9 protein-coding genes and 1 pseudogene are annotated in these 13,256 nt (G+C 71.7%); 6 read left to right on the top strand and 4 right to left on the bottom strand.

All coding sequences use genetic code 11. The features are described 5' to 3' along the window. The first annotated feature begins 1 nt into the window (after position 1). A complete protein-coding gene (mshC, locus tag CLV43_RS30190) occupies positions 2-1,240 on the top strand; it encodes a cysteine--1-D-myo-inosityl 2-amino-2-deoxy-alpha-D-glucopyranoside ligase (RefSeq protein ID WP_106191243.1) in 1,239 nt (412 codons plus the stop codon). 133 nt (positions 1,241-1,373) lie between these two features. Here the strand turns inward: mshC and CLV43_RS30185 are convergent, their stop codons facing one another. Beyond that, positions 1,374-3,185 (bottom strand): S8 family peptidase, encoded by a 1,812-nt coding sequence (locus CLV43_RS30185; protein ID WP_106191242.1) that lies wholly within the window; start codon positions 3,183-3,185, stop codon positions 1,374-1,376. Between the two features lie 543 nt (positions 3,186-3,728). Here CLV43_RS30185 and CLV43_RS30180 point away from each other — a divergent pair. Continuing rightward, positions 3,729-4,856: a S1 family peptidase gene (locus CLV43_RS30180; protein ID WP_106191241.1), complete on the top strand. Its 1,128-nt coding sequence runs from the start codon at positions 3,729-3,731 to the stop codon at positions 4,854-4,856. A 56-nt stretch (positions 4,857-4,912) separates the two neighbouring features. Here CLV43_RS30180 and CLV43_RS30175 read toward each other — a convergent pair whose 3' ends face one another. Both CLV43_RS30175 and CLV43_RS30170 read right to left on the bottom strand, forming a co-directional pair. Beyond that, positions 4,913-5,485 (bottom strand): DinB family protein, encoded by a 573-nt coding sequence (locus CLV43_RS30175; protein ID WP_106191240.1) that lies wholly within the window; start codon positions 5,483-5,485, stop codon positions 4,913-4,915. A gap of 4 nt (positions 5,486-5,489) precedes the next feature. Continuing rightward, positions 5,490-6,317, bottom strand: a complete 828-nt coding sequence (locus CLV43_RS30170) for an alpha/beta fold hydrolase (RefSeq protein WP_106191239.1) — start codon at positions 6,315-6,317, stop codon at positions 5,490-5,492. A gap of 71 nt (positions 6,318-6,388) precedes the next feature. On the opposite strand from CLV43_RS30170, the gene CLV43_RS30165 reads away from it, so the two are divergent. Next, positions 6,389-7,402, top strand: a complete 1,014-nt coding sequence (locus CLV43_RS30165) for a sigma-70 family RNA polymerase sigma factor (protein WP_211304614.1) — start codon at positions 6,389-6,391, stop codon at positions 7,400-7,402. 145 nt (positions 7,403-7,547) lie between these two features. Beyond that, positions 7,548-9,728: pseudogene (locus CLV43_RS30160) on the top strand (terpene synthase family protein); the annotation flags it as partial. 371 nt (positions 9,729-10,099) lie between these two features. On the opposite strand, the gene CLV43_RS30155 reads toward CLV43_RS30160, so the two are convergent. Next, a complete protein-coding gene (locus CLV43_RS30155; protein ID WP_245887089.1) occupies positions 10,100-10,588 on the bottom strand; it encodes a GbsR/MarR family transcriptional regulator in 489 nt (162 codons plus the stop codon). A 91-nt stretch (positions 10,589-10,679) separates the two neighbouring features. On the opposite strand from CLV43_RS30155, the gene CLV43_RS30150 reads away from it, so the two are divergent. Together CLV43_RS30150 and CLV43_RS30145 are read left to right on the top strand one after the other, a co-directional pair. Next, positions 10,680-11,579, top strand: coding sequence for an ABC transporter ATP-binding protein (locus CLV43_RS30150; protein ID WP_106191236.1), 900 nt, complete (start codon positions 10,680-10,682; stop codon positions 11,577-11,579). Further along, on the top strand, positions 11,576-13,255 hold the full coding sequence (locus CLV43_RS30145) for an ABC transporter permease (RefSeq protein ID WP_245887088.1): 1,680 nt from the start codon (positions 11,576-11,578) through the stop codon (positions 13,253-13,255). The genes CLV43_RS30150 and CLV43_RS30145 overlap by 4 nt, the downstream gene beginning before the upstream one ends. The last annotated feature ends 1 nt before the right edge of the window (position 13,256 follow it).

Genomic DNA, 13,256 nt, shown 5'->3' with positions numbered 1-13,256 from the left:
CATGCAGACCTGGTCTTCCATTCCTGTGCCGCGGGTAGCGGGCGAACCTCGGCCCCTGCGGTTGTTCGACACGGCCACGGGCGAGGTCCGCCCCACCGCGCCGGGCGCCACCGCCAGGTCGTACGTCTGCGGCATCACGCCGTACGACGCGACGCACCTCGGGCACGCGGCCACCTACCTCGCCTTCGACCTCGTCCACCGGGTGTGGCTCGACAACGGCCACGACGTGCACTACGTGCAGAACGTCACGGACATCGACGACCCGCTGCTGGAGCGGGCCGCCCGCGACCAGGACGACTGGGTCGTGCTGGGCATGCGCGAGACCGCGCTGTTCCGCGAGGACATGGAAGCGCTCCGGGTCGTGCCGCCGCGCGAGTACGTCGGCGCGGTCGAGGCGATCCCGGAGATCGTGGAGGCCATCGCCAAGCTCGTCGCGGACGGCTCGGCCTACCGGGTCGACGACGCCGAGTACCCCGACCTGTACTTCGACCACGCCGTCACCGGTCGGTTCGGCTACGAGTCGAACTACGACGAGGAGACCATGCTGCGGTTCTTCGCCGAGCGCGGCGGCGACCCGGACCGCCCCGGCAAGCGCCACCCGCTCGACGCGCTGCTCTGGCGCATGGCGCGCCCCGACGAGCCCTCGTGGCCCTCGGACCTCGGCGCGGGCCGTCCCGGCTGGCACATCGAGTGCAGCGCCATCGCGCTCAACCGGCTCGGCACCGCGTTCGACGTGCAGGGCGGCGGCTCCGACCTGATCTTCCCGCACCACGAGTACAGCTCCGCCCACGCGGAGGCGCTGACCGGCGAGCACCCGTTCGCCCGGCACTACGTGCACGCGGGCATGATCGGGCTCGACGGGGAGAAGATGTCCAAGTCCAGGGGCAACCTGGTCTTCGTCTCCAAGCTGCGGGCCACCGACGTCGACCCGAACGCGGTCCGGCTCGCGCTGTTCGCCGGGCACTACCGCAGCGACCGGCCGTGGAGCGACGAGCTGCTGGCGCAGGCCCAGGAACGGCTGGCCCGCTGGCGTTCGGCCGCGGCGCTGGTCGCGGGACCGTCCGCCGAGGACACCATCGCACGGCTGCGCGACCACCTCGGCAACGACCTGGACACGCCGCGCGCGCTCGCCGCGGTGGACGCGTGGGCCGCCGACGCGCTGGCCGCCGGCGGCTCGGACCACTCGGCCCCGGCGCTCGTGCGGACCGCCGTGGACGCGCTGCTGGGCGTGGAACTCTGAGGAGAACAGCACGAAGGCCGTCCTGCGCTGAGCAGGACGGCCTTCTCCGTGCTGTGTGGGAGGCCGTCGGCGGGTCACCCCGGAGATGGGCGGGGTGGTCCGCCGACGGGTCGTTCAGGTGGGGTGACCGCTATCAGGCGTCGAGCGTCCAGGAGTCGATGCGACCCGTGTCCAGGCTCGCCTGGTCGCGGACCCTGAGCTTCCAGGTACCCGCGATGACCTCGCTCGAAGCGTTGACCGTGTAGGTCTGGTTGATGTTGTCGGTGCTGCCGCCGCTGCGGTTGTGCAGGTTGTAGACGGAGCCGTCCGGCGCGACCAGGTCGACGATCAGGTCACCGATGTAGGTGTGGACGATGGCGACCGTGACCTTGGTGGTCGAGGACGCGGTGCCCGAGCAGGTGAGCGCGATCGAGCTGCTCACGTCGGAGTTGTCCGGGATGGCCACGTCGGTGCCGTTGGTGGCCGCCGGGCAGTCCGCGCCGACCGGGTTGACGACCCAGGAGAACGTCGCCGAGGCCGTCTTGGCCGCCGCGTCGGTCGCCGTCACCGTCACCGAGGAGGTGCCCTCGGTGGTCGGCGTGCCGGAGATCAGACCCGAGCTGCTGATCGACAGGCCGGCCGGGAGGCCGGTGGCGGTCCAGGTGTAGGGCGAGGTGCCGTTGACCGCCGTGAGCTGCAGGCTCACGGCCGTGCCGACCGTGGTGGCCTGGGAGCCGGGGTTGGCTACCGAGGGGGTGCCGGGCGTGCCGCCGCCACCGGTGTAGAGCAGCTTGTTCGGCGACCCGGTACCGGGGCTGGTGATCTTGTCGCTGGTCGCGGCCGCGACCAGGGCGGAGGACACGGTGGCGGGGGACGCCGTCGGGTTGGCCGCCAGGTACAGCGCGGCCGCGCCCGCCACGTGCGGGGTGGCCATCGACGTGCCGCTGATGGTGTTCGTCGCGGTGTCGTTGGTGTTCCAGGACGAGGTGATGTCCTGGCCCGGCGCGAAGATGTCGGTGCAGGTGCCGTAGTTCGAGAACGAGGCGCGCGCGTCGGTGCGCGTCGACGCGTTCACGGTGATGGCCGTGGGCACGCGGGCGGGGGAGAAGCTGCACGCGTCGGCGCTGGAGTTGCCCGAGGCGATCGCGTAGGTCACGCCCGAGGCGATGGAGTTCGCGACGGCGTTGTCCAGGGTGGTGTCGACACCGCCGCCGAGGCTCATGTTGGCGACGGCCGGCTTGATGGCGTTCGCGGTCACCCAGTCGATGCCGGCGACGACACCGGCGGTCGTGCCGGAGCCGCCGCAGGTGAGCACCTTGACGGCGACGATGGAGACGCCCTTCGCCACGCCGTACTCGGAGCCGCCGACGTTGCCCGCCACGTGCGTGCCGTGGCCGTTGCAGTCGGTGTTGTTGCCGTCACCCGCGGTGTTGGTGCCCCACGTCGCCCGGCCGCCGAACGTGGAGTGCGTGGTGCGCACACCCGTGTCGATGATGTAGGCGTGCACGTTCGACGCCGTCGTGGTGTAGCTGTAGCTGTTGTCCAGCGGCAGGTTCTGCTGGTCGATCCGGTCGAGGCCCCAGGAGGGGGTCGGCGTCTGGGTGTCGGCCAGCTTGACGACCGCGTCCTGCTGCACGTAGGCCACACGGGGGTCCGCGGCGAGCTTGCGGGCCTGGTCGGCGGACATCGTGGCGGAGAAGCCGTTGATCGCGTGCTTGAACGCCGCGCGGACCTGGCCACCGTACTTCTGGGTCAGGGTCCCGGCGGTCTCCGAGGACTTGGCCCTCGGCGACTCGCTCTCCTTGAGCGTGACGATGTAGCTGTCCTTGACGGCGTCGGCGCGGTCCGCGCCGAGGATCTGGCCCTGTGCCGACGCGGGTGAGGCGACGGTGACGGCCAGTGCGATCGCCGCGGTGGCGGCCATGCCCAATCCGGCCAGTCGTCTGGTGATCCGAGCGTCTCCCATTGCAGGTGTCTCCCTCAAGACAAGGTGGCCCTGCCGATCGGCGACGCCGACCGACTGGGCTGCAGGGATGGGACGTTCGCGCGAACGGGTGAAGCTGTGATCGACCGGTCACAGAAGATATTCGTGACATTCCACGCCGGGGAGTAGCACCGATCGTCGCAACCTTGCAACGGACAATTACCCGTTGACATGCGAAAACCGGACACGTGTTTAGGGGTCCCGTTCAGTGGGGACGCGCGTGCCCGACTACTTCAGCCACCCGTGGGGTCGATACCGTCCGACGGCCCTAACTCTTTCCGGGCACGCCTGCATAGCGTCACCCGTCAGGAGCACCGGAACTGGGGCGGGCAGTTCAGGGCCGTTGGGGACGCGGAGCCTTCATGTCGTGTCGTGCGTGCGGCCACGTTGCAGCGTGGTCGATCTCCTCATCGCGGTCCGGGCGGCGGTCGTTACACCCGCCTCCCAAGTTGCGCCGTTCGGCCCAGCTCCGGTTCTGCTAGCCCCCTCGGGGGTGTCCCTGCAGGCGAGGAAGAGGAGAGCTGGATGATTCGCACGAGTGTTGCGCGGGTGGCCGGAGCCACAGTGCTCGCGGCGGTCTCACTGGTACCGGGAACGGCACTGGCGCACGCCGACCAGGCGTCCTCGGGACCGTCCAGCGAGGTGCTGGCCGCCTACAAGCGCGACCTCGGGTTGGACGCCGACCAGGCCAAGGCGCGTCTGGAGCAGGAGCGGACGGCCGCGGCGACGCAGAAGGCGGTGGTGCAGTTCACGGGTGACGCGTTCGGCGGGGCGTGGTTCGACCAGGCGAGCGGCAAGCTCGTCGTGGGGGTCACCGACGCGGCCAAGGCCGGGGTCGTCAAGTCGCTCGGTGCGGAGCCGAAGGTCGTCGCGCACTCCGAGGCGACGTTGACCGAGACCAAGGACAAGATCGACCGGGCGGGCCGCGCGCCCGGTTCGGTGACGGGCTGGTACGTCGACGGCAAGGCCAACGCCGTCGTCGTCACGGTCAAGAAGGGCGCCGTCGACGCCGAGGCGCAGAAGTTCCTCGACACCGCCAAGGCCGCGGGTCCGGTCTCGGTCGTGGAGACCGACCGGTCGCCGAGGCTGTACGCCGACGTGGTGGGCGGCGACGCCTACCTCATCGACAACGCGGCGCGGTGCTCGATCGGCTTCGCCGTGTCCGGCGGGTTCGTCTCCGCGGGCCACTGCGGGTCCGCGGGTGACTCCGTCACCTCGGGCAGCACGCCGATGGGCACGTTCGAGGGCTCGTCGTTCCCCGGCAACGACTACTCCTACGTCAGGACGACCAGCGGCTGGACGCCGTCGCCGAAGGTCAACGGGTACGACAACGCCGACGTGACGGTCACCGGCTCCACCGAGTCGGCCGTGGGCGCGTCGGTGTGCCGGTCGGGTTCCACCACGGGGTGGCACTGCGGCACGGTGCAGGCGAAGGACCAGACGGTGAACTACCAGGAGGGCTCGGTCTCCGGTCTCACGCTGACCAACGCGTGCGCCGAGCCGGGCGACTCCGGGGGCTCGTGGGTCAGCGGTACCGAGGCGCAGGGCGTGACGTCAGGCGGCTCCGGTGACTGCACCTCCGGCGGGGAGACCTACTTCCAGCCGGTCAACGAGATCCTGTCCGTCTACGGGGTCAGCCTCATCACGGGCTGACGCCGTCGCGAACCGGTGGGCCACCCCTCAGGGATCGGGGTGGCCCACCGGCCTGCTCAGGCCAAGGCCTCCTTCGCCACCCGCTCCAGCGCGGCCCGGTACCCGGCCCACCAGGCCCGGTCCACCGGCGGCATGAACGGGTCCTCGCGCTGCTCGCCGACTTCCCCGTCGACGAGCTCGCGCACGACGTCGGCGTGCCCGGTGTGCCGGTGGCACTCGGCGACCACGTGCACCAGGACCCGGTGCAGAGTGGTCCGCCGGTGCTCTTCCGGCCACCACGGGACGAAGCCGGGCGCGTCCGGCTCCAGCGCCTCGATGGTGGCGTCCGAGTGCAGGCAGGCCCTCCGGTAGGTGTCGAGGAGGTACTCCCGCGACTCGTCGGCCGCGGCCCACTTGTCGGCGTTGGGCTCGGCCTCGCGGCCCACCCACGGCGGCGGCCGCTCGGGCAGCCGGTCGAAGGCGACCCCGAAGTAGATGACCTCGACCGTGGTCAGGTGCTTGACCAGGCCCAGCAGGTTGGTGCCGGTGGGCGTCAGCGGGCGGCGGACGTCGTAGGAGGACAGCCCGTCGAGCTTCCACACCACCGCCTCGCGGGCCTTCACCAGGTACTCGTGCAGATCGGCCTTCATCCGCTCACGCCTCCTTCAGCACGGCGCGCAGCCGGGTCTCGAACGCGGCCGGGTCGCCCGCGAAGCCGATGTGGTCGCCGGGGAACATGGTCGGCTCGACGCCCAGCAGCGCGCAGAGCGCCCGCGAGGTGCGGTCGCAGATCTGGCCCGCGGACTCCTCGCCGATGCCGACCAGCACGCGGGTCCCGCCGGAGCGCAGCAGGTCGAGGTCGGGCCGCCAGGCGATGGTCGGCCGCATCATGTGCGCGTTCTGGTAGTCGGCGTCGGCGATGTCCTGCGCGGACCGCTCGCCCGCGAACACCATCTGGAACACCTCCTCCGGCATCGCGATGTTCGCCTGCGCCAGGAACTTCCGCATGGCGCCCACGCGGTCGCCGGACAGGTGGGTGGCGATGATGTCCTCGGTGCCCGCGCGCAGCTCGTCGCGGTCCTCCAGCAGCTCCAGCAGCGGCGGCTCGTGCGCGATGACCGTGTGCACCAGGTCGGGCCTGGCCTCCGCCAGGGCGAGCACGCTGACCGCGCCGCCGCTGGAGCCGAGCGCGACCGCCGGACCGGCGTCGAGGTGGGTCAGCAGCCGGGCGAGGTCGTCGGCGCGCATCTCCGGCGTCGAGTCCTGGTCCGGGTCGTCCACCGGGCTGCGGTTGATGCCGCGCGGGTCGGTGGTGAGCACGGTGTGGTCGACGGCGAGCAGGTCGGCCAGCGGCTCGAACGACCTGGCGTCCATCGGCGCGCCCACGAGCAGCACCAGCGGTCCACTGCCCCGCACCTCGTGGTGCAGCTCCGCGCCGGGCACGCGGAGCGTCGTGGCGGTGGCGGTCGACGTGTCGTCCATCAGGTCCTCCTGGATTCGGGTAGTCGCTGTTCGGGGGTGGTGACCGTCCGGCTGGGGCAGAATCGTCGCTCGTGAGCGAAGTTCTTGCGGCACGACCCGCGGAGGAGCCCGACCTGGCCCTCGCGCGCGACGGTGACGACGCCGCGTTCACCCGGCTCGTCGGTCCGCTGCGGCGCGAGCTGCACGCCCACTGCTACCGCATGCTGGGCTCGACCCACGACGCCGACGACGCGTTGCAGGACGCGCTGCTGCGCGCGTGGCGGGGGCTCGCGCGCTTCGAGGGCCGCAGCTCGCTGCGCTCGTGGCTCTACACCGTGGCGACCCGCACCTGCCTCGACACGGTCGCGACCCGCGGCAGGCGGGCGCTGCCGGTGGACCTCGGCCCGTCCAGCGAGCATGCCGTGGTCGGCGACTCCCCGCTGACCGAGGTCGCCTGGTTGGGGCCCTACCCGGACACCGACCCCGGCGCGGGCTACGAGCGGCGGGAGGCCGTGGAGCTGGCGTTCATCGCCGCGCTGCAGCACCTGCCCGGCAACCAGCGGGCGGCACTGCTGCTCTTCGAGGTGCTCGGCTTCTCCGCCGCCGAGATCGCGGACATGATGGCCACGACCACCGCGTCGGTGAACTCCGCGCTGGCGCGCGCCCGCCGGGTCGTCGCGGAGAAGGTCCCCGAGCGCGGCGGGCAGCGGCCGCTGCGCGAGGTCGACGACGCCCGCGTGCGCGAGATCGTCACCGGGTACTCGTCGGCACTCGAACGTGGTGACGCGGCCGCCCTCGTGGCGCTGCTGACCGAGGACGTCACCTGGTCGATGCCCCCGATGCCGTGCTGGTACCGCGGGGTCGACGCGGTCATGGACTTCGCCACCAGGATCCCGCTCGGCAGCTGCGGCGCCTGGAAACACCTCCCGACCAGCGGGAACGGCCAGCCCGCCGTCGCCTGCTACCTCTGGAAGGAAGAGGAGGGCGTGTTCCGGGCGTGGGCGGTCAACGTGCTGACCCTGCGTGGCGACCGCATCTCCGACGTGACGTCGTTCATCGGCCGCGAGCACTTCGAGGCGTTCGGACTGCCCCTTTCACTGTCCTGACCGGAGTCCGCGGCCGCGTTCGGTAGTCCCCGGTTCACTCCATGAAACCCGGCCGCCGCTCGGATGGCCGTTGTCGGGGGATCGGGCCGGTTGCCAGGGTCTTGTTCCGAGCCCTCGCAGCCGGTCCGAAGGAGTAGCCCCGCTCATGCAGGCGTTCACGCTGCCCGATTTCTACCTGCCCCATCCGGCCAGGCTCAACCCCAACCTGGAGCGCACCCGCGACCACAGCGCGGCGTGGGCCAGGAAGATGGGGATGCTCGACTCGCCCAAGCCGGGGGGAGGTGTCGTCTGGACCGAGGCCGCCCTGGAGAAGATGGACTACGCGCTCATGTGCGCCTACACCCATCCGGACTGCGACGGGGACGCGCTCGACCTGATCACCGACTGGTACGTGTGGGTCTTCTTCTTCGACGACCACTTCCTGGAGCAGTTCAAGTACAGCCGCGACCTCAAGGGCGCCAAGGCCTACCTGGACCACCTGGAGCTGTTCATGACCGCGGGCGACGCGTCCCCGCCGGAGCCGACCAACCCGGCCGAGGAGGGCCTGCGCGACCTCTGGCGGCGCACCGTGCCGTCCATGTCGGACGGTTGGCGCCGCCGGTTCACCACGGTGACGCACAACCTGATGGTCGAGTCCATGTGGGAGCTCGGCAACATCGAGCTGGGCCGCGTCGCGAACCCGATCGAGTACGTGCAGATGCGCCGCCGGGTCGGCGGCGCGCCCTGGTCGGCCGGGCTCGTGGAGTACGCGGTCGGCGCCGAGGTGCCCGACGCCGTGGCGGCCCTGCGGCCGATGCAGCTGCTGTCGGACACGTTCTCCGACGCCGTGCACCTGCGCAACGACCTGTTCTCCTACCAGCGCGAGGTCGAGGAGGAGGGGGAGAACTCGAACGCCGTGCTGGTGTTCGAGAGGTTCCTCGGCTGCTCGACGCAGCAGGCCGCCGACCTGGTCAACGAGCTGCTCACCTCGCGGCTGCACCAGTTCGAGAACACCGCGCTGGTCGAGGTCCCGGCGCTGCTGGCCGAGCACGGCGTCCCGCCGCACGAGCAGCTCGGCGTGGCCGCGTACGTGAAGGGGCTTCAGGACTGGCAGTCCGGCGGTCACGAGTGGCACGCGGTGTCCAGCCGGTACATGAACGAAGAGGCGGCCACCGGCACGAGCGTCCTGGGTGGACCGAGCGGGTTCGGCACGTCGGCGAACCGGATGTTCTCGCCCGCGGCCACCGGCCTGCGCCGCCGCAGGCAGCAGTTCACCCACCGGCCGTTCGAACCGGTCGGCCACCTGCCGCTGCCCGACTTCCCCATGCCGTACGCGGTCAGGACGAGCCCGCACATCGACGAGTCCCGCCGCTACGCCGTGGGCTGGGCGCGCGACATGGGCATGTTCGACGACGGCGTCTGGGACGAGCGCCGGTTCGTGGGCTTCGACTTCGCGCACTGCGCGGCGATGATCCACGCCGACGCGAGCCGGGACCAGCTCAACCTGACGTCGGACTGGCTGGCCTGGGGCACCTACGGCGACGACTACTTCCCGCTGGTGTTCGGCGCGGCCCGCAACATCCCCGCGGCGAAGCTGTGCAACGAGCGGCTGTCGCTGTTCATGCCGCTGGACGGCGGCGCGACCCCGGACCCGACCAACCCGATCGAGCGCGGGCTGCGGGACCTGTGGCGGCGCACGGCCGGGCCGATGGCCGTGGGCGCGCGGCAGGAGTTCCGCAAGGCCGTGGAGGACATGACCGAGAGCTGGGTCTGGGAGGTGTTCAACCAGGCGCAGCACCGCGTCCCCGACCCGGTGGACTACATCGAGATGCGGCGCAGGACGTTCGGCTCGGACATGACGATGAGCCTGAACCGGCTGGCGCACTGGAGCTCGGTGCCGCGCGAGATCTACCAGACCAGCGTGGTGCGGGAGATGGAGACCGCGGCGCAGGACTACGCGTGCTTCACCAACGACCTCTTCAGCTACCAGAAGGAGGTCGAGTACGAGGGCGAGGTGCACAACATCGTCCTGGTGGTGGAGAACTTCCTGGAGGTCGACCGGATCACCGCCCGCGACGTCGTCGCGAAGCTGATGACGGCGCGGATGGAGCAGTTCGGGCAGATCGTCGAGAACGACCTGCCCGCGATGTTCGAGGACCTCGACCTCGACGAGGAGGTGCGCGCGATCCTCACCCGGCACGCCGACGGCCTCAAGGAGTGGATGTCGGGCATCCTCGAGTGGCACCGCAAGTGCGTGCGGTACGTCGAGGCGGAGCTCAAGCGCACCAGGGCGTCGGCCGTGCCGGACCTGGGGACGTCGGCGCTGAGGGTGCGGGGAGCGTCCGCGCCGGGCGTGTTCGGCGTGGGCAGGCCGGGTCTCGCGGTGTCCGGTGCCGGGCTGCCCGGCGCGCTCCGACCGGGGGCGCCCGCGGGTGGCCCGCCGGTCGGCGCGGTGCCGAGCACCCCGGTGGGTGCGGTCCCGAGTGGACCGGCTGTCACCACGCCGAGTGCGCCCGTGGGGGCCGTTCCGTCCGGACCCGCGGTGACCACGCCCAGTGCGCCGGTGGGTGCCGTCCCCAGTGGACCAGTGGTCACCGGGCCGAGCACGGACGTGCCGAGCTCAGGTGGACCGGTGGTCGCGACGGTGAGCGCACCGGAGGGCAAGCGCGCGATCGGCGTGCCGACCGGGCTGGGCACGTCCGCGGTGCGGGTGCGGCCTCAGGAGCCGAAGGTCTCCGCACGGTAGGCGTGCCAGCGCTTCAGCATCGCGGGCATCTCGCTGTGGATGAACTTGAAGAACGCCAACGTCTCGTTGAGGCGGCGGCCGGCGGGGGTGTCGGGACCCAACGTCTCGACACCCTCCTTGAGCGGGACGGACCAGCGGTCGAGCATCTGGTCCTTGTGGAAGACGGCCTCGTACCAGACGTCGTCGGAGACCTGGAAGACGTCGCGGCGCGAGCCCACCTCGCGCTCGCGGCGGATCAGCTCGACCTGGCTCAGGTAGCGCACGGCGCCGGAGATCGCGGCGGGGGAGACCTGGAGCAGCTCGCCGAGCTCGGCCGCGGTCATCCGTCCCGTCTCGCTGACCAGCAGGGTCACGAAGACCCTCGCCGGCATCCGCGCCATGCCCGAATCGGTGAACACGGAGGAGAAGCGCTCGATGAAGCGCACCACCGCCTGCTCGTCGCGCTCTGCCACCTCGGTCACCGTCGCATCATCCCCTTCGACCGGTTCGGGACCGAACCTTATCCGATTTCATAACTTCACGAATTTGTGAAACAAGTGTAGCTTACCGGTCATGACAGATGCGATATCCGTGTCGGGCCTGGTGAAGAGCTACGGCCCGACGCGTGCGTTGGACGGTCTCGACCTGACCGTCCGCACCGGTGAGGTGCACGGCTTCCTCGGCCCCAACGGCGCGGGCAAGTCGACCACCATCCGGGTGTTGCTGGGACTGCTCCGGGCGGACGCGGGCACCACCCGCCTGCTCGGCGGCGACCCGTGGAAGGACGCGGTCACCCTGCACCGCAGGCTGGCCTACGTGCCGGGCGACGTCACGCTGTGGCCGACCCTGTCCGGCGGCGAGGTCATCGACCTGCTCGGCAGGCTGCGCGGCGGTCTCGACCCCACCAGGCGCGCCGAGCTGCTGGAGCGGTTCGAGCTCGACCCCCGCAAGAAGGGTCGCGCCTACTCCAAGGGCAACCGGCAGAAGGTGGCGCTGGTCGCCGCCCTCGCCTCCGACGTCGAGCTGCTGATCCTGGACGAGCCGACCTCCGGGCTGGACCCGCTGATGGAGGCCGTGTTCCAGGAGTGCGTTCAGGAGGAGCGGGTCCAGGGGAGGACCGTCCTGCTCTCCAGCCACATCCTCGCCGAGGTGGAGGCGCTCTGCGACCGGGTGAGCATCGTCCGCAACGGCCGGACCGTCGAGTCCGGCACGCTCGCCGAGCTGCGCCACCTCACCCGCACCAGCATCTCCGCCGAGCTCGCCTCCGCCCCCGACGGCCTGGCCGCGCTGCCCGGCGTGCACGACCTGAAGGTCGACGGTCTGCGGGCCCGCTTCGACGTGGACACCGACCAGCTCGACGCCGTCCTCCGGCAGCTCACCCTGGCCGGTGTGCGCAGCCTGGCCAGCCACCCGCCGACGTTGGAGCAGCTGTTCCTCCGGCACTACGAGGCGGAGCCGGCGGTGTCGCGATGAGCGCCGGACGCGCTCCCGCGGTGTCCCGACCGGATCCGACTCCGACGTCGCCGGACGGTGGACCCGATGCCACCGCTGTGAGCGGCGGGTTCGTCGGCACGGGCGCGTTGGTGCGGCTCGCTTTGCGCCGTGACCGGATCATGCTGCCCGGCTGGGTCGCGGGCATCGTGCTGCTGGCGGTGGGGTCCGCCGCGGCCGCCGCCGACCTCTACTCGACGGTCGAGTCGCGCATCGCCTCCGCCACCGCCGCGAACAACACGACGGCGCTGGTCGCCCTGTACGGCCGGGTGTACGACCCGGCGTCGGAGGGCGGCATCTCGATGGTCAAGACCGGCGGCATCGGCGCGGTGATGATCGCGCTGCTGTCGGTCATCGTCGTCGTCCGGCACACCCGCGCCGAGGAGGAGTCCGGGCGGCTGGAGCTGGTCGGCGCGACCGTCGTCGGCCGGTTCGCCCCGCTGACCTCGGCGCTGGTCGTCGCCGTCGGCACCAACGTCGTGCTGGCGCTGCTCACGGCCGTGACCGTGGCGGGGGCGGGCATGCCGACGGCGGGCTCGTTCGCGTTCGGCCTCGCCTGGGGCGGGGTCGGGATCGCCTTCGCGGCGATCGCCGCCGTCACCGCGCAGGTCTCGTCCACCGCCCGCGGCGCGACCGGTCTCGCGGCGGTCGTGCTCGGCGTCGTGTACGTCGTGCGCGCGGTCGGCGACACCGCGGGCCCGGACGGTCCCGGCTGGATGTCGTGGCTCTCGCCCGTCGGCTGGGGCCAGCAGTTCCGGCCCTACTCGGGCGACCGCTGGTGGGTCCTGCTGGTCATGCTCGGCTTCGCCGCCGTCGTCGTCATGGCGTCGTACGCGCTGGTCGAACGTCGCGACATCGGCGCGGGCCTGGTCGCCGACCGGCTCGGTCCCGCCGGGTCCGCGCGGCTGACCGGCACGTTCGCGCTGGCGTGGCGCCTGCAACGCGCGTCGCTGCTCGGCTGGGCGGCGGCCTTCGCGGGTCTCGGGCTCGTGCTCGGCAACATCGCGGGCAACGTCGGCGGGTTCGTCGACACCCCGTCCGCGCGGGAGATGGTCGCCAAGCTGGGCGGCACCGACGCGCTCACCGACGCCTTCATCTCCGCGGAGATGGGCATCATGGGCCTGGTCGCGTCGATCTACGGCATCCAGGCCGCGCTGCGGCTCAGGTCCGAGGAGACGGGCCAGCGCGCCGAGCCGCTGCTGGCCGCGGCGGTCTCGCGGACGAGCTGGGCGTGCAGCCACCTCGTCATCGCGCTCGGCGGTCCGGTGCTGCTGGTGGCGGCGACCGGTGTGGGCGCCGGGCTGTCGCACGGCGCGTCCTCCGGTGACATGAGCCGGTTCGGGCCGGTGTTCGTCGCGGCGATGCTCCAGGTGCCCGCGGCGTGGGTGCTCATCGGCATCGTGGTCCTGGCGTTCGGCGCGGCACCCCGCCTCGTCGCCGCCGGGTGGGTCGCGCTCGTCGTGTTCCTGCTGCTCGGCCAGCTCGGGCCGCTGCTGGAGCTGGACCAGTGGGCGATGGACCTCTCGCCGTTCACCCACGTGCCGAGGTTCCCGGCGGGTGACGTCGACCCCGTCCCGCTGGTGGTGCTGGCGCTGGTCGCCGCCGCGCTCGTGGCCGCGGGGCTCGCCGCGTTCCGGCGCCGGGACCTCACCACCTGAC

The organism is Umezawaea tangerina (assembly GCF_003002815.1).
Lineage (GTDB): Bacteria > Actinomycetota > Actinomycetes > Mycobacteriales > Pseudonocardiaceae > Umezawaea > Umezawaea tangerina.
This window is presented reverse-complemented; position numbering and strand designations above follow the sequence as displayed.